We start from the raw sequence: 17,009 nt of genomic DNA, 5'->3' as shown, positions 1-17,009 counted from the left end.
TGGGGTGACGGCAACACCCCGCGCTCAAGGTGGCTGGCTCAGTGCTTCTTCATCCAGCGGTAGATGGGCGCCCAGACGGACTGCTCCGCGTCGCTGGCGAGGAACAGGTCCACATGGCCGTAGTCGGCGACGCGCTGCGACTCCGTCAGCCGTTGCACCCGGACGATGGAGACGTCCTGGCTGCCCAGCAGGTTCGTCACCGCGTACTCGCCGTAGCGGCCGAAACCGCCCCCGGCCCCCACGTACAGCACCGGCACCTTCACCTCCGACAGGTGGTCGTCGTACGGCAGATCCTTGTCACCGCACTGCATCTGCTCGCCCTCGACGATTTCCGCGAAGTCCTGGTAGGGCCGCGCCGCGCTGAGCAGGGAGAAGAACTGCTCCGGCTGCACGTACTGCAGCCCCGTGGGCACGCCCTCGGGGCTGAACACGCCCGCGGAGAAGTGGTAGGCGGGCACCGTGGGGTAGATGCCGTGGTTGGCGTCCGTGAGGAAGGAGAAGGTGGCGGCGCCCACGGCGAAGCCCAGGTTGCGGTAGGGCAGCGGCGGCAGCGGCGGCTGCGCGACGGCGTCCGGCCAGTAGGTGGCGGCCTGGCCCACCTGCATGATGAGCACGCCCGCGCCGGGGCCGGACAGGTTGCCCTCGAGCTGCCCGGCCTGGCGCAGCTGCTGGGCCACGGCGGCGCGCGTGCACGCCCACTGGCGCTGCTGCTCGGCCTCGGGACCGAACTTCACCACCATGTCCACCGGGATGAAGCCGCTCACGCTGCGCTGGCCCGGGGGCAGCTGCGTCTCGGCGTTGAGCCAGGCGTAGGACACCATCGCCCCGCGGCTCCAGCCCAGCAGGTTCATCTTCCCGTAGCCGCTGCCCGTCGCCCGGCGCAGCGCGCGCGCCACCCGCAGGCCCGTGCCCACGTCCTGGGCGTGCGTGCCCAGGTTCCAGCCCGCCATGAAGGAGAAGTCCTGCGTCCCCAGCGGCACCTGCGTCCAGCGCAGGTCGATGCCCCACACGTCCACGCCCTTGCCGGCCAGGTACACGGCGATGGAGTGGTCCGCGTCCACCCCGCTGCCCGGCAGCGTGCTGGCCATGAAGGCGCCGCGGAAGTCCCAGGCGTCCCCATGCACCAGGAAGACGGACTCGGCGCTCTTCTCCGGCACCCCCGCGGCCTTCTCCTTCACCACGCGGTGCAGCGCGATGACGTCGTGCGCGTCCGGGCCCACCTGCAGCTTCAGCGTGTAGTGGTAGATGTCGCCCGTCACCTGCTCGCGCTCGACGCCGTCCACGAAGCGCGCGCCGTCCGTGCCCGCCAGGCAGCCGGGGCACCCGGTGGCCCGCAGCATGGACCGCGCCTGTCCCACTTCCTCGGCCTCGGCGGCCGGCGCCTCCGTGTTGGGAGTCTCGGCACCGCAACCCACCAGCGAGAGCAGGGCGATCGGGACGATGTGGCGGAGATTGAAGCGCATGAGTTCCTCAGCAAAGAGTTCTTCTGGACCAGAGAAGCAACGTTGCTGCCACCCTCCTGGTCCCACTTGCGCGAGACAGAGAGCAGGAACCGCGCCAACCCCCCAAGCCCGCGAAAACACAGGAATGCCCCGAGGGACATGCCGTCATGGATGAAATATGCCGCCAATAGTAAACAAAGGAAAGCCCGATTTTCAGAAGGAACCGAGATTCCGCGTCGAAATTGAAACTCATGCTTCAAGATTGAATCAGAAATCTTGCAATCTCGGCAAGCCATGACACCCATGTCTTCTCGGGAGGGTGCGGCACCGCGACAGCGGTGTCCGGAAGGCCGCGCGCGGGCCCCGGGCGGCCTCCCGGACGGCTTGTGGGCCCCCGGAGCCGGACCCACACTCCGCGCCCGGGAGGAGAACCCCCATGGCCTTCGCCACCATCGACCCCACCACCGGCCGGACGCTGCGCACCTTCACCGCCCACTCGCCCGGGGAGGTGGAGGCGCGGCTGCGGCTCGCCCAGGAGACGTTCCCCACCTTCCGCCACACCTCCTTCACCGAGCGTGCCGGGTGGATGAACCGGGCGGCGGAGCTGCTGGAGGGCGAGGCGGAGCGCTACGGGCGGATGATGACGGAGGAGATGGGCAAGCCGCTGGAGGCCGCGCGCGCCGAGGCCCGCAAGTGCGCCAGCGCCTGCCGCTACTACGCCGAGCACGCCGAGCGCTTCCTCGCGGACGAGCCGGTGGAGACGCCGCCGGACACCAGCTACGTGCGCTACCAGCCGCTCGGGCCGGTGCTGGCCATCATGCCGTGGAACTTCCCCTTCTGGCAGGTGGTGCGCTTCGCCGCCCCGGCGCTCATGGCCGGCAACGTGGGGCTGCTCAAGCACGCGCACAACGTGCCCCAGTGCGCGCTCGCCCTGGAGGATCTCTTCCTGCGCGCGGGCTTTCCCCAGGGCGCCTTCCAGACGCTGCTGGTGGACTCCAAGGCGGTGCGCGGACTGATTGAGGACGCGCGCATCAAGGCCGTCACCCTCACCGGCAGCGAGGGCGCCGGGCGCGACGTGGGCCAGCACTCGGGCCGGCAGCTGAAGAAGGTGGTGCTCGAGCTGGGCGGGAGCGACCCCTTCATCGTCCTGCCGAGCGCGGACCTGGAGCTGGCGGTGGAGGCGGCGGTGAAGGCGCGCCTCATCAACAACGGCCAGTCCTGCATCGCCGCCAAGCGCTTCATCGTCCCGGACCCGCTCTACCCCGAGTTCGAGCGCCGCTTCGTCGAGCGCATGCGCCGCGCCGTGGTGGGGGACCCGATGGAGCCGCGCACGGAGGTGGGCCCGCTGGCCACCGCGGGCATCCGCGACGGGCTGCACGAGCAGGTGGAGCGCAGCGTGGCCGCGGGAGCGAAGCTGCTGCTCGGCGGCCTCAAGCCCTCGGGGCCGGGCTTCTGGTACCCGCCCACCGTGCTGGCCCACCCGCCCCCGGGCTCGCCGGCCTACACCGAGGAGATGTTCGGCCCGGTGGCCGTGCTGTTGCGCGCCAAGGACACCCGGGACGCGCTGCGCATCGCCAACGACTCACCCTTCGGGCTGGGCTCCAGCGTGTGGACGCGGGACGAGGCCGAGCAGCGCCTCTTCATCGACGGGCTGGAGGCCGGCTCGGTGTTCGTCAACGGCATGGTGGCGAGCGACCCGCGGCTGCCCTTCGGCGGGGTGAAGGCCTCGGGCCACGGGCGCGAGCTGGCGCGCCACGGGCTGCTCGAGTTCCTCAACATCAAGACGGTGCGCCGGGTGTCCGAGGCCTCGACGGTGCCCCTGAAGACGCAGGCGCAGGCTAACGAGTAGGCACGCGCTCGCGGGGCGGGGCGTCGCGGTGCACCTCCTCGAGGGCCTCGGCCACCGCGTCCATCTCCAGGCCGAGCTGCTCCACGCTCCGGCGCAGCCCCGCGCCCGCCACGTCCGCGCTCGCCGCGTCCGCCGAGCGCACCCGCAGCACCTGCGTGTAGAGGTTCTCCAGCGTGTAGTACAGGCGCATGTGCTCGGCCTCCAGCCGCGAGGCCGACGTCGTCAGCTCCGCGCGCTGGCGCCGCTGCTCGTCCAGCAGGCCCAGCGTCTTCTCCAGCCGCTCCTTCACCACCGCGTCGGGCTCGGAGGCCACACGCGCCGCCAGCTTGCGGTGCTCCTCCTCCAGCCGGCGCTCGTCCTCGGGCGTGCTCAGGGCGCGCAGCTCGCGCTCCCGGCGCGCCAGCTCGTGGCAGCTCTTGCGCAGCCCCTCCACCGTCTGCTCCGGCTGGTGCACCACGTCCCGCAGCACCCCTGGCCCCGCGCGCAGCTCCGCGAGCAGCTTGTCGCACAGCGCGTTCACCCGCGCCGTCCTCGGGTCCTCCGAATCGCGGGGCGCCTCGCGCCGGGGCGCGGCCTCGGGCGGCACGGGCACCGCGTCCCGGGCCTCCTCCCGCGCGGGCGTGCCCTGTCCCGCTCCCTCCTGGAGCCGGGCACGCTCGATGCGCCGGGCCTGGCCGAGGATGCCCGCCGCCGATGAGCCCATGCCGAACGCCACGAAGATGAGCCACCACTTGCCGGGCACCGTGACGGCCATGCCCGCCAGCACCAGCGCCGCCAGCGCGAACACCCAGCCCATGAAGGGGTTGGCCTGCTGCTCGGCCAGCCGTTGCCGCTTCAGGGCCAGCCGCTCCTCGCGCAGACGCTGGCGCTCCCTGCGCCGCTCCCACTTGCGCTGCTGCTTGCGGCTGATGTGCTCCGCCGCCGAGCCCACGTGCTCGGCCCACTTCTCCACCCCCTTCGCCCACCGCTCCACGCCCCTGGCGTGCTTCTGCGCCCACTGCTCCATCCCCTGGGCGTAGCGCTCGGCCCACTCCTCCCACCCCTGGGCGTGCTTCTGCGCCCACAGCTCGCGCTCCCGGGCGTCGTACTGCTCCCACTGGCGCTTCCACTCGGTGTGGCGCCGCTCGCCCTCGGCAACCGCCGCCAACATGCGGCGCAGATGCTTCTGGAGCGGGGACTCGGGCGGGGGACCGGGCGGCTGCGGAGGAAAGGCCATACCGGAAACGATACACATTCCGGCGCGGATTCCACTTCTACGTGCGCGGAAGCAAAAGTTGCATCCGAAATGCACTTCCACGCGCGTAGAAGTGAAACCGGGCCCCTCCATTCCGCTTCTACGCGCGTAGAAGTGAAACCGGGCCCCGTCGAATCGTCCGCCCGCGCGCTCTCTCCCACATCCAGCGCGCACCTCCCTCCCTCACGGCCAGTAGGCTCCCTTGCCCACCCCCCACGTGCTTTCGAGGGATGGATGAAGCGGGCTCGCCTGTTCGCAGGGTTTGCCCTTCCCCGGCAGATGTTCCATGAAGAGGGCGCGGGTGGGGGGCCGTAAGGGGGCAGGAGTGCCGGTGTCGAGCAATGAAGCACACCCATTCGGACCCGAGGCGATTCGTGCCCTGCGCGGAGAGCTGAGCCGGGCGGCGTTCGCCCGCCAGCTCGGTGTCACCCCCCTTACCGTGTACCGCTGGGAGCTTCCCGAGGCCGCACCTCAGGCCCGTCGGCCGAGGGGCCGTGTGGTCGAGGTGCTGCGTCAGCTCGCCGAGGGCGGCCAGCCAACCCTGCCCCCGCCTCCTCTGGGAGCCAGCGCCCTCCAGCGGGAACTGTCGCGCGAGGAGAAGACCCGGCTGACCCCCTGCCTGACGCTCCTGCAGCGGGGCGACTGGCGAGCCGCGGAGAACGCCCTGCTGGGGATGCTGGCCTCGGGCGAGCTGCGCTCCACGGGCGCGCGCGCCCTGGCGTCGGCGGGCCTGGCCTATGTGTACCGCTGGGGCTTCGAGGACGTGCGGCGCGCCTTCACCGTGCTGCGGCCCCACCTGGACGAGGCCGAGACGGGCCTGCTGCCCACGACGGCCGAGGTGCACGTGCGCGCCATGGCCGCCAATCTCTTCGCCTCGCCGGACGGCCGCATCTTCGACGCGGGCAAGGTGAACGTGCACGTGGCGCGCGCGGAGGCGCTGCTGCGGCCCCACCACTTCTCCAGCGCCGAGGCGCGCTGCCAGCTGCGCATGGCGGAGCTGGCCGCGGCCTTCTACCTGGGCGCCCCCGAGCTCATCGCCCGCCAGTACGGGCGCCTGGAGGAGTCGCTCGCCGGGGTGACGGACCCCACGCTGCGGCTGATCGCCTCGCACGGGATTGCCCACGAGGCCGCCATCCGGGGAGAGGCCTCGCTGGCCACCCGGCGCTTCCGCGAGCTGGCCCAGAACGCGGCGCGCGCGGGCTATGATCTCCTCGAGGCGCGCAGCCTCGCCTTCCTCGCGCAGCGCCGGCTGGACGAGGCGTGCGAGCCCGATGAGGCGCTCGCGCTGGTGCGCCGCGCACGCGAGGTCGCCTGGAGCGGGCGGCAGGAGCGGGGCGTCTCCTTCATCTTCGCCGCGCGCGCGGAAGCCGACGCCCTGCTGCGACTGGGCCACCTCGCCGAGGCCGAGGCGGTGCTGGAGGAGGGCAACGCGGTGGTGGAGGAGCTGGGCTGGACCCCGCACCACCTGGTGCTGCAGCGCACCCGCCTCCTCTATCTCACCGGCCGCTACGCGGACATGCGGCGGCTGGCCTCCCGCCTCTCGGGCTATGACGGGCCCATCCAGCAGGCCCTCACCCGCGTCTATGGGGGCTGGGTGGAGGCGCTGGTGGACTGGGCCGAGGGCAACGCCCCGCGCGCCTCGGAGGGCTTCGCCACCACCCATGCGCGCGTCCTGGAGGTGGGCGGCTGGCCCTACCTGCGGCGCGACTGCGCCGTCTGCGAGGTGGGCACGCGCGCCGCCGCCGGGCAGCTCCCCGAGGCCCGCGCCGCGCTGCGCCGGGCCCGGGCCCTGCTCGAGCAGCACCCCTCCGCCTGGAGCACCGCCCTGCTGCACCGCCACGAGGGCTGGCTGCTCGCGCGCGAGGGCCGCCCGCGCGAGGCGCGCGAGAAGCTGGAGGCCTCGCTGGCCACCTTCACCCTCGCGGGAGACCTGCCGGAGATGGCCCTCACCCGCCGCACGCTCGCCCTGGTGGCGCGCATCACGGGAGAGCCGGGCGCCGAGACCTGGCTCCAGCAGAGCGAGGACGAGCTGCGCCGCTACGGCATCACCCCGCCCCCGGACTTCAGCGCGGACGTGCGCCTCGCCCAGGAGGCCCCGCCCCCGCCCCCGGACGCCTTCCCCCGGCTCGGCGCCGAGGCACTGGTGGTGCCCTTCGAGCGGCTCGCCGTGCGCGGCATGGGCGCCCCCCTCATCCAGCGCGAGCTGGTGGCGGTGCTCGAGGGGCTCTTCCCCGGCCTCGCCCCGCGCCTGGAGGAGCTGGACTCGCAGGGCCAGGCCACGGGGCTGCTGGGCGAGCGCCACGTGCCCGCCAGCGAGTGGGTGGAGCTCAGCGACGGGTGCGGCCGCCGGCTGCGCGTGGGCGTGGCCGGCCCCCTGCCCGCGGATGGACGGGCGCTGCTCACCGCGCTGGCGCGCCTGGCCGGCTTCGCCCTGGAGGTGTCCGTGCTGCGCGGCTTCGCCCAGGCCGAGCCCCCGCTGCGCGAGCCCGAGAGCGGCGCGCCCGAGGTGCCCGGCTTCATCGCCGCCTCGCCCGTCATGCGGCGGTTGAAGGTGGAGCTGGCGGGGCTGAGCGGCTCGCGCGCCACCGTCATCGTCACCGGCGAGTCCGGCAGCGGCAAGGAGGTGGTGGCGCGTGGCCTCCACCGGCTGTCCGCCCGTGCCGAGCGGCCCTATGTGGCCTTCAACTGCGCCGCCGTGCCGCGCGAGCTCTTCGAGGGCCAGCTCTTCGGCCACCGGCGCGGCGCCTACACGGGCGCGGCCACGGACCACCCCGGCGTCATCCGCGCCGCCCACGGCGGCACGCTCTTCCTCGACGAGATTGGCGAGCTGCCGCTCGAGGTGCAGCCCAAGCTGCTGCGCTTCCTGGAGAACGGCGAAATCTTCCCCCTGGGCGAGACGCGGCCGGTGCAGGTGGACGTGCGCGTCATCGCCGCCACGCACCGCGACCTCGGCCAGCTGGTGCGCGAGGGCCGCTTCCGCGAGGACCTCTACTACCGGCTGCAGGTGGTGCCCGTGCACGTGCCCCCGCTGCGAGAGCGGCGCGAGGACATCCTCGTCCTGGCGCGCCACTTCGTCGCCCAGCTCACCCCCGAGGGACAGGAGCCGCCGCAGCTCGGGCCGGACGCGATGGCCGCGCTGGTGGCCCACAGCTGGCCGGGCAACGTGCGCGAGCTGCGCAACGTCATCGAGCGCTCTCTCGCCTTCGGGCCGCTGCCCTCCCTCCTGGGCGCGGACCGGCTGCGCATCGCCGGCTGAAACGAAGAAGGTCCCGGCACCTCGCCTGGCGCCGGGACCCTCGAAAAGAACACCGCGGGCCAGGACAGGGGGCGAACCTGACCCGCGATGCATGGCTACAACGACAGCCTCTAAAAGATGCGCTCGTGGGCCGGAGTGGGGGGGCCTCCGACCCACGGAGCGCTTCGGGCACCAAGGCGCCCGAACTCGAAATCGTTTCCGACCAGACACCTAGCAGGGGGCGTGCCAACGATTTCGGGCCCCTGGAAGCGGATTGGAAATCATCCAAGGCCCTTCCAGGAGCAGGCGGGCATATCCACCCCCCCATCCAATGGAAGCCGGGGGGGTTTCCGGACACCCGGGTGGATACGAGCGCTGGAGGCCCAGGCGAGCATGCGGGGGGAGCGGCCGGGGACGAAGTGGGTTAGGGAGGGAGCCGCCGATGAGCTCCTCCGTGTCCTCCCGTGCCTACCGCCGCTTCAGCTGGTCCACCCTCGTCCTCACGCTGGCCGTGGTGCTGTGGGGCGCCTTCGTGCGCGCCACGGGCTCGGGGGCCGGGTGCGGAGAGCACTGGCCGGTGTGCAACGGCGAGGTGGTGCCACGCGCCCCGAGCGTGCAGACGCTGATTGAGTACACGCACCGGCTGACGAGCGGCCTGGTGATGGTGCTGGCGGTGGTGCTGTGCGTGTGGGGGCTGAGGGCGCACGCCAAGGGGCACCCGGTGCGCAAGGCGGCCGTCTTGTCGCTCGTCTTCATCCTGACGGAGGCGGCGGTGGGCGCGGGGCTGGTGCTCTTCAAGATGGTGGCGGGCAACGAGTCGCTCGCGCGGGCCTGGTGGATGGCGGCGCACCTCATCAACACGTTCCTGCTGGTGGGGGCGATGACGCTGACGGCCTGGTGGGCGGGAGGCCGGGAGCGGCTGACGTGGCGGCGCCAGGGGCTGACGGGGTGGCTGGTGGTGGGGAGCCTCGTGGGGCTGCTGGTGCTGGGCGTGAGCGGAGCCATCGCCGCGCTGGGTGACACGCTCTTTCCCGCGTCGAGCCTCGCGCACGGGCTGAGCCAGGACGTGTCACCGGGCGCGCACCTGTTCGTGCGCCTGCGGGTGCTGCACCCACTGCTGGCGGTGCTCGTGGGCGCGCTGGTGGTGTTCGCTGCGGGGATGGTGGCGAAGCTGCGGCCGTCTCCGGCGGTGAAGCGCGCGGCGCTGCAACTGGGCGTGCTGTACGCGCTGCAACTGGTGGCGGGTCTGGTGAACGTGCTGCTGCTCGCGCCCGTGTGGATGCAGCTCGTGCACCTGCTGCTCGCGGACCTGGTGTGGATGACCCTGGTGCGGCTGAGCGCGGCGGGACTCGCGCTGGGTGCCCCGAGGGCGGACGTGGCGCCGGCCTCGGAGCTGTCGCCCGGCTGAGCGCCGCACCAGCGCCCGCTCGCGTCACCCGCGCTCCAGCTCCTCCGCGATTCCCCTCAACGCCTCGAGGGCCCGCAGCGGCAGGCCAATGCCCCCGGCGGGCACCTGCGGCTCGCGCACGTTGATGCGAATCAACGTCCCCTTCCGGGCCGCCGCCACGCTCTCGCAGAAGCGCCGCACCGAGGGGATGGCCGTGCCCGCGCCGCACTCGATGACGGCGAGCGAGCCGGACGGCACCGCGTCCAGCCACCCGGTGAGCCGCTCCTCCTGCTCCCGGGTGCGCGCGTCGTTCCACCCCCAATCCCCGAACATGAGGATGTTGGGGCGCACGAGCGAGCCGCAGCGCGCACAGCCAGGCAGCGGCGGCCGGGCGCGGAACGTCTCCGGGTCCACCTCCACGGTGTACGGCGCCGCGGACGCGATGTCCGGACAGGAGCCCAGGCACTGCACGAAGTGGATGGAGCCGTGGACCTCGAGCACGCGCTCCCCGTCGAAGCCCGCCTTCTGGAACTGGCCGTCGACGTTGGAGGTGAAGACGAAGGCCCCGTGCCTCATGCGCGAGGCCCAGGAGCGCAGCAGCTCGAAGCCGGGGTGGGGAGCCGTCGCGCGGTACAGCCCGAGCCGGTGGCCGTAGAACCCCCAGGCGAATCCGGGGTCCCTCTCGAACCACTGCGGGTTGGCCATGGACGCGAAGTCGAGCCCGAGCTTCGCGTAGGCCGGATAGGCGCGCCAGAAGCCCTCGGTGCCCCGGAAGTCGGGCAGCCCCGAGTCCACGCCCATGCCGGCCCCCGCTCCAATGACGAGCGCCTGGGCGGAACGAAGCACCTCGGCGGCACGGCGGAACTCCTCACGCTTCATCGCAACCTCCCTGGCTCCCAGGGACGGTAGCAGTGCCGGAGACTCGCGTTGAGCCGGGAGACCCGTCAGGTCGCGTGGAGGGGTGGGTCTGACATCCCAGGTTGGGGCGGAGGACCCATAAAAAAGGGCCACGTCAGGGCCCGGGGAATGTCAGACCCATTGGGTATTAATTGCGCATGGCCGCCCGAGAGGGGGCCGAGCATTCAACCGCTACACCCAGGCCCTACCTGAGAGGGCCCACACCCAACCTGGAGCATCACGCCATGGCCAAGAGCACCTCCGCCCGCACCGCCGCCCGCAACCGTTCCGCCGAGCAGACCAAGGCCGCCTTCGAGGAGCTGGCCCGCAAGAACCGCAACAAGCCCGTGGTGCCCGCCAAGGAGCAGGAGGCGCGCCAGTCCCACGCCAAGAACGTCCTCACCGACGTCTCCGGCCTCACCGCCGAGTCCGCCGTCAAGAAGGTCACCGAGGCCGGCCTCACCATCAACAAGACGCTCGCCGGCATCAACGAGCAGGTGATGTCGCTCGTCGAGGAGCTCAAGAAGCTCGACGAGGCCATCCAGCTCAAGACGGACGAGCTGGGCGAGCTGCACGGCAAGGACATCGCCGCGAGCGCCGTGGACGTGCTCGTCGCCGAGTACGACCGCAAGAAGGAGGAGCTCCAGGCGGAGATGGAGCGGCTGCAGAAGGAGATCGCCGACACGCGCTCGAAGTTCGCCACGGACCTGGCGGCCGAGCGCGACGCGCTCGAGGTGGCGCGCAAGCGGGCCGAGGAGGAGTACACCTACGACACCCAGCTGCAGCGCAAGAAGGAGCAGGACGCCTTCGTCGAGCAGCTGCGCCAGCAGTCCGCCACCGAGCGTGACCGCAAGGAGAAGCTCGAGAAGGAGTGGGCCACGCGCGAGGAGGCGCTGAAGCTGCGCGAGAAGGAGCTGGAGGAGCTGCGCAAGCAGGTGGCGGACTTCCCCTCCGTGCTCAAGAAGGAGACGGACACGGCGGCGGCCATCGCGGGCAACCGGGTGAAGTCCGAGTGGGAGCTGAAGTTCACGCTCGCCCAGAAGGACGCGGAGACCTCCCAGCGCGTGTCCATCATGGAGATTGGCTCGCTCAAGGAGACCAACTCCAAGCAGGCGCAGGCGATTCAAGCGCTGCAGACGGAGCTGAACGAGGCCAAGCGCCAGGTGCAGGCCATCGCCGAGAAGGCCCTCGAGTCCGCCTCGGGCGCCCGCGCGCTCGCCGAGGTCCAGGGCGTCATCGCCAACCGCGACTACACCAAGGGCAAGTAACCCGGCTCATCTTGCGCGAGCGGGCACCCCACCCCCAGCTTCCAGGGACGGGGCCGCGAGAATCGCGCGCCGGGGGTTGCCCGCTTCCTCGGAAGGACTCCTGGCACGGCCAAGGCCGTGGCTCCCGGGCGTGGTCTCCACGCCCTTTCCCGGAGCTGCACCATGCCCACCCGTGCCCGGAAGACTCCGCTCCGCAACACCCGCTCCCTCCCCCGCTCCACCAGTCCCCGAGTCGCCCGCGCACCCAAGGGCTCGCGTGCCCGCACGGCCGCCCGGGAGAAGTGGGTGTACCTCTTCGACGAGGGCCGGGGGGACATGAAGGACCTCCTCGGCGGCAAGGGGGCCAACCTCGCGGAGATGACGCGCATCGGCCTGCCGGTGCCCCCCGGCTTCATCGTCACCACCCGGGCCTGCAACGCCTTCCTCGCCGCGGGCAGCCGGTTTCCCGAGGGCCTCTGGGAGCAGGAGCTGGCCGCGCTGCGCAAGCTGGAGAAGCGCGCGGGCCGCTCGCTGGGGGACGTGGAGAAGCCGCTGCTCGTGTCCTGCCGCTCCGGCGCGAAGTTCTCCATGCCCGGGATGATGGACACCCTCCTCAACATCGGGATGAACGACGCCGTCGCCGAGCGCCTCGCCGTGCGCACCGGAGACGCGCGCTTCGTCTATGACGCGTACCGTCGGCTGGTGCAGATGTTCGGCACGGTGGTGCTCGGCGTGCCCGGCGAGCGCTTCGAGCACGTGCTCGAGCAGCACCGGCGCCAGCGCGGCCTGGAGAACGACGCGGCCCTACCCGCCGAGGACCTGAAGGAGATGACCCAGGCCTTCAAGGGAATCGTCCGCGAGAAGACCGGCCGCGACTTCCCACAGGAGCCCGTGGAGCAGCTGCGGCTGGCCACCGAGGCGGTGTTCCGCAGCTGGAATGGCAAGCGCGCGGTGGACTACCGCAACGCGGCGGGCATCGCGCACGACCTGGGCACGGCGGTGAGCATCGTCACCATGGTGTTCGGCAACCGGGGCGAGGACTCGGGCACGGGCGTGGTGACCACGCGCAACGTGTCCACCGGCGAGAAGGAGATGGAGGGCGACTACCTGTCCAACGCCCAGGGCGAGGACGTGGTGTCCGGCACGCGCCCCACGCTGCGCATCGCCGCGCTGAAGGAGCTGCACCCGAAGCTCTACGCCCAGCTCGAGCGCTACTGCCAGAAGCTGGAGCGGCACTTCCGGGACGTGCAGGACGTGGAATTCACCATCGAGCAGGGCAAGCTCTGGATGCTGCAGACGCGCGACGCCAAGCGCACGGCGCAGGCCGCGGTGCGCATCGCGGTGGAGCTGGCCGGGGAGAAGCGCATCACCCGCCAGGAGGCCGTGCTGCGGGTGAAGCCGGAGCAGATTGATTTCTTCCTGCACCCGCGGTTCACCCCGGCCGACAAGAAGGCGGCCCAGGAGCGGGGGGACCTGCTCGCCAAGGGTTTGAACGTGTCGCCGGGCGCGGCCAGCGGCGTGGTGGCCTTCGACGCGGACACCGCCGAGCGCTGGAGCAAGGAGGAGAAGAAGGCCGTCATCATGGTGCGGCCCGAGACGAAGCCGGACGACGTGCACGGCATGCTGGCGGCGCAAGGCATCCTCACCAGCCGGGGCGGGCGCACGAGCCACGCGGCGCTGGTGGCGCGGCAGTTCGGCAAGCCCGCGGTGGTGGGCGTGTCGGAGATGGAGGTGGACTGCGAGAAGCGGCAGCTCACCGTGGCCGGGCGCGTGCTGCGCGAGGGCGACACCGTCTCCATCGACGGCACCACGGGCGAGGTCTTCGCGGGCACGTTGGAGACCGTCATTCCGGACCTGAAGGACCCGCACATCCTCGAGCTGCTGGAGTGGGCCGACGGCTTCCGCGAACTGGGCGTGTACGCGAACGCGGACTACCCGAGGGACGCGCAGCGGGCCCGGGAGCTGGGCGCGGAGGGCATCGGGCTGTGCCGCACCGAGCACATGTTCTTCGAGACGGACCGCCTGCCGCACGTGCAGCGGATGATTCTGGCGCGCACCGACGAGGAGCGGAACGAGGCGCTCGCGAAGCTGCTGCCCTTCCAGCGCGAGGACTTCCTCGGGCTGTTCCGGACGATGGATGGCCAGCCCGTCACCATCCGCCTCATCGACCCGCCCCTGCACGAGTTCCTCCCCAGCCACGATGAGCTGCTGCACGACGTCACCGAGCTGGAGACCCGGCTGGAGCTGCTGAAGGGCCGGATGGAAGCGTCCGGGATGGAGGCGGAGCTCGCCCGGAAGCGGCGCATGCTGGACGCGGTGCATTCCCTGCGCGAGACCAACCCCATGCTCGGCCTGCGCGGGGTGCGGTTGGGCATCCACCTCCCGGCGCTCGTGCGCATGCAGGTGCGGGCGCTCTTCGAGGCGGCCTGCCAGTGCACTCGCGAGGGCGTGCGCGTCTTCCCCAAGGTGATGATTCCGCTCATCGCGCACAGCAACGAGCTGCGCGTGGAGAAGGAGACGCTCGAGGCCGAGGCCCGGGCGGTGATGAAGGAGCAGGGCCTGGAGGTGGCCTACCAGCTCGGGACGATGATCGAGATTCCCCGGGCGGCGCTCACCGCGGATCAGCTCGCCCAGGACGCGGAGTTCTTCTCCTTCGGGACGAACGACCTCACACAGACGACCTATGGCATCTCGCGCGATGACGCGGAGACGAGCTTCCTCGGCGAGTACCTGCGGAAGCGCATCCTCCCGGAGAACCCCTTCGCGACCCTCGACCAGCGGGGCGTGGGAGCGCTCATGGAGCTGGCGGTGAAGCTCGGCCGGAGGACACGGCCCGGGCTGGACATCGGCATCTGCGGCGAGCACGGCGGAGACCCGAAGACGATTGAGTTCTGCCACCGCATCGGGCTCGACTACGTGTCGTGCTCGCCGTACCGGGTGCCCATCGCGCGCCTGGCCGCGGCCCATGCGGCGCTCGCCACCGCGAAGTAGCCCCCGGGCTTGGGGCGGAGGACGAGGCCCGTGCACAATGTTCCCCTCCCTGGAGTGCACGAGGCCCCATGCGATCCGCCCCTCCGCCGTCCTGCCGTCTCTTCGGCATCCTCGCCAGCGAGGCCCCGGTGGCCGTGCTCCTGCGGCGCGGCCCCACGGATTGGGTGGAGTTCATCCGCTGGGACACCGCGGGCGACACCTTCGAGCGCGGCCAGTGGTTCCACGGGCGCATCTACGAGCGGCGCGGTGACCTGAGCCCGGACGGCGCGCTGTTCGTCTATTTCGCGGCCCGGCACGGCGCGCGCCAGAGGGACTCCGACTACACGGAGACCTGGACGGCGCTCAGCCGGCCCCCCTGGCTCACCGCGCTCACGCTGTGGCCCAAGGGTGACTGCTGGGACGGTGGCGGCCGCTTCGACACCGCGCACCCGTGGCGCAGCGGGACGTACGCCCTGCACCTCAACCACTTCGGGCCCGTACCCACGCACCCGAAGCATCCCGCCCCCAAGCACCTGCGCGTCACCCCCAACACCCACGGACGCGGCGAGGACCTGCCCATCTACGACGACATCCTCCAGGGCAAGGGCTGGCGGCGTGAGGAGGCGGGAAACTCGAAGGGAGAGCTCCGGGCGCTGCGGGGCTCCCACGTGTGGACGAAGCCCGAGCCCCAGGGCCGGCTGGTGCTGCGCATGGAGCTCGAGTCGATCGACTTCCGCCGGCCCGGCGGTCCGCTCCACTTCGGCTTCGCGCTGCTGCGCGCCTCGGATGGCGAGCTCGTGGACGTGCTCGACGCGCAGTGGGCCGACTGGGACCAGGCCGGACGCCTCGTGCATTCGAATGGCGGGAAGCTCTTCGCCACCCGGGTGGCGGGCACGAAGGGGCAGCACCGCGACACCGTCGAGCTCGCCGACTTCACCGGGGACACACCCGCCCAGGTCATCGCTCCCGAGCGCGCGACCCGGTGGTAGGAAGCGTGGGTGGGCGTCCCGTGCCTCGCGCTCGCCGGGGGGCAACGCTCCGTGTAGGTTCAGCGCGCTCCCGAGGACTTTCATGGCCCCTCACACCGCTCCCCTCGCCCGCCTGCGCTGGCTGCTCGCCTATGTCGCGCTCCTCTCACTCACGGGCTGCTTCGACCTGCTCCAGGAGTTGTGGATTCTCCCCGATGGCTCGGGGCGGGTGGTGTTCGACGTGGGCCTGCCCAGGTCGTTCCTGGACCTGGCGCGGGCCCAGGGAAAGGACCCGCTCGAGCAGCTGCGCGTGGAGGCCCGGGCCACCGAGGAGGACCTGAAGAAGGACCCGGACGTGACGAAGTTCGAGTTCCGCGAGTACGAGGAGGAGGGGCAGCAGCACCTCGTGTATGACCTGACGGTGCGGGACGCCACGCGCCTGGGCGAGCTGCAGAAGCGGGCGATGGAGCACAGCTCCTCGATGAAGAAGCAGGGGAACGTGGATCTCGCCTTCCACATCGAGAAGCACGTTGGCCTCGGGGAGTACGTCTTCGTCCAGCGGCTCGGCGAGCCGGAGGGCGCGGCGGGCCCGGCGAAGGGGACGCGGAATCCCTCTCAGCAGGCGGCGCAGGACTTCGGGACGCAGATGGCCAAGGCCCTGCTGGGCAATCACTATTACACCGTGCGTGTGCATGGGCAGGCCATCCCCGAGACCAATGGCACGCTCAACGACAAGAAAGACACCGTGGAGTGGAAGTACAGCCTGGTGGACCTGGCGAGCGAGGCCCAGCGGGGCACGGAGCTGCGCGCGGTGGTGCAGGCCGCGCCTCCGCTCTGGCTGTGGCCGGTGGTGGTCGGCGTGCCGCTGCTCGTGCTGCTACTGGCGGTGACGGCGGCCGGGCGGCAGCGGGCCCGACGTGGCGCGTAGGGCCTGGGGGGATGCCTCCGGCGGGAGTGGCTGGGTATAGTGCCGCCCATGCTCAAATCCTGTCCCGCCTGGGTCGGCGTGCTCGTGAGTGCCGCGACCCTCTCGGTGTCCTCCCTGGCGTCCGCGGACCAGCCCATCCAGCCCGCTTCCGTGGTGACGACCAGCACGCAGGTCTCGTGTCAGGCCGCGAAGTGCAATCCCAACTTCCCCACGAAGATCACGAGCGAGCTCGCACAGTTGTCTCCGGACTACTGTGCCATGCCAGTCCAGGCCAACCTCGACTTCTACGCGTGGCGTGAGTTCATCGCGCTGAACTGGCCCGCCGATACCGGCACGTGCGAGGCGGATCTCGAGAAGACCATCCTCGACAGCACGGGCCCCCGCGTCTGGCAGACCTGGTTGTCGGGCGCCGAGGTCATGGTTCCCAACGGCTCCAAGCCCTCGGCCTGGTGCGCGGCCTCGCGGACGGCGCAAACCCAGACCTTCACGTACAAGGACACCCTGCAGCCCGTGGACGGGGTGTTGATCGACCAGAACGGCCGCTTCGCCCGCTACGAGGCCCGGTTGAACGAGGATACGTACAACTACCTCGTCGCCAACAATCTCTGGAACAAGGCCGGCCAGAAGAACGCGCGGATCAACATGCCGGCCGGTCCGAAGGACCTGCTGTGCAATGGCCAGTGCTGCGGTGCGACGGGCTCCATCCAGGTGAAGGCGTCCTGGAAGATCCTGGGCCCCAACGACGACAAGAGCCGCTTCTATACCCTGCAGGCCATTCTCCTCGACGACGGCTCGAAACCGGCGGCCGGCACGAAGACCCCCGAGCCCACGCTGATGGGCCTGGTGGGCCTG

11 protein-coding genes are annotated in these 17,009 nt (G+C 71.4%); 8 read left to right on the top strand and 3 right to left on the bottom strand.

The genetic code is table 11. From position 1 onward, the window contains the following. Positions 1 to 38: 38 nt before the first annotated feature. Positions 39 to 1,463: a hypothetical protein gene (locus ACJ8AN_RS28535; protein WP_407758656.1), complete on the bottom strand. Its 1,425-nt coding sequence runs from the start codon at positions 1,461 to 1,463 to the stop codon at positions 39 to 41. A gap of 415 nt (positions 1,464 to 1,878) precedes the next feature. Here ACJ8AN_RS28535 and ACJ8AN_RS28530 point away from each other — a divergent pair, with 415 nt between their 5' ends. Beyond that, complete coding sequence (locus ACJ8AN_RS28530; protein WP_407758655.1) at positions 1,879 to 3,291, top strand: NAD-dependent succinate-semialdehyde dehydrogenase; 1,413 nt, start codon at positions 1,879 to 1,881, stop codon at positions 3,289 to 3,291. Here the strand turns inward: ACJ8AN_RS28530 and ACJ8AN_RS28525 are convergent. Then, complete coding sequence (locus ACJ8AN_RS28525) at positions 3,281 to 4,507, bottom strand: hypothetical protein (RefSeq protein ID WP_407758654.1); 1,227 nt, start codon at positions 4,505 to 4,507, stop codon at positions 3,281 to 3,283. The two genes, ACJ8AN_RS28530 and ACJ8AN_RS28525, sit on opposite strands and share 11 nt — an antisense overlap. Before the next feature lie 349 nt (positions 4,508 to 4,856). On the opposite strand from ACJ8AN_RS28525, the gene ACJ8AN_RS28520 reads away from it, so the two are divergent. Both ACJ8AN_RS28520 and ACJ8AN_RS28515 read left to right on the top strand, forming a co-directional pair. Next, complete coding sequence (locus ACJ8AN_RS28520) at positions 4,857 to 7,781, top strand: sigma 54-interacting transcriptional regulator (RefSeq protein ID WP_407758653.1); 2,925 nt, start codon at positions 4,857 to 4,859, stop codon at positions 7,779 to 7,781. A gap of 421 nt (positions 7,782 to 8,202) precedes the next feature. Continuing rightward, positions 8,203 to 9,168 carry a COX15/CtaA family protein gene (locus tag ACJ8AN_RS28515; RefSeq protein WP_407758652.1) on the top strand — a complete coding sequence of 322 codons (966 nt, stop codon included), beginning with the start codon at positions 8,203 to 8,205 and terminating at the stop codon, positions 9,166 to 9,168. Positions 9,169 to 9,192: 24 nt separating this feature from the next. Here ACJ8AN_RS28515 and ACJ8AN_RS28510 read toward each other — a convergent pair whose 3' ends face one another. Next, entirely contained in the window at positions 9,193 to 10,026 is an 834-nt protein-coding gene (locus ACJ8AN_RS28510) for an SIR2 family NAD-dependent protein deacylase (protein WP_407758651.1), read from the bottom strand. 263 nt (positions 10,027 to 10,289) lie between these two features. Here ACJ8AN_RS28510 and ACJ8AN_RS28505 point away from each other — a divergent pair, with 263 nt between their 5' ends. The 5 genes from ACJ8AN_RS28505 to ACJ8AN_RS28485 form a co-directional block, all read left to right on the top strand. Next, positions 10,290 to 11,312, top strand: a complete 1,023-nt coding sequence (locus ACJ8AN_RS28505; RefSeq protein ID WP_407758650.1) for a kinetoplast-associated protein — start codon at positions 10,290 to 10,292, stop codon at positions 11,310 to 11,312. Positions 11,313 to 11,474: 162 nt separating this feature from the next. Next, positions 11,475 to 14,282, top strand: a complete 2,808-nt coding sequence (gene ppdK, locus ACJ8AN_RS28500) for a pyruvate, phosphate dikinase (RefSeq protein ID WP_407758649.1) — start codon at positions 11,475 to 11,477, stop codon at positions 14,280 to 14,282. 68 nt (positions 14,283 to 14,350) lie between these two features. Beyond that, on the top strand, positions 14,351 to 15,250 hold the full coding sequence (locus ACJ8AN_RS28495) for a hypothetical protein (RefSeq protein ID WP_407758648.1): 900 nt from the start codon (positions 14,351 to 14,353) through the stop codon (positions 15,248 to 15,250). 82 nt (positions 15,251 to 15,332) lie between these two features. After that, a complete protein-coding gene (locus tag ACJ8AN_RS28490; protein ID WP_407758647.1) occupies positions 15,333 to 16,157 on the top strand; it encodes a hypothetical protein in 825 nt (274 codons plus the stop codon). A 48-nt stretch (positions 16,158 to 16,205) separates the two neighbouring features. Continuing rightward, on the top strand, positions 16,206 to 17,009 hold an 804-nt coding region (locus ACJ8AN_RS28485; protein WP_407758646.1), incomplete at its 3' end, for a hypothetical protein.

The sequence above is a fragment of the Archangium sp. genome (genome assembly GCF_045802675.1).
GTDB lineage: Bacteria > Myxococcota > Myxococcia > Myxococcales > Myxococcaceae > Archangium.
This window is presented reverse-complemented; position numbering and strand designations above follow the sequence as displayed.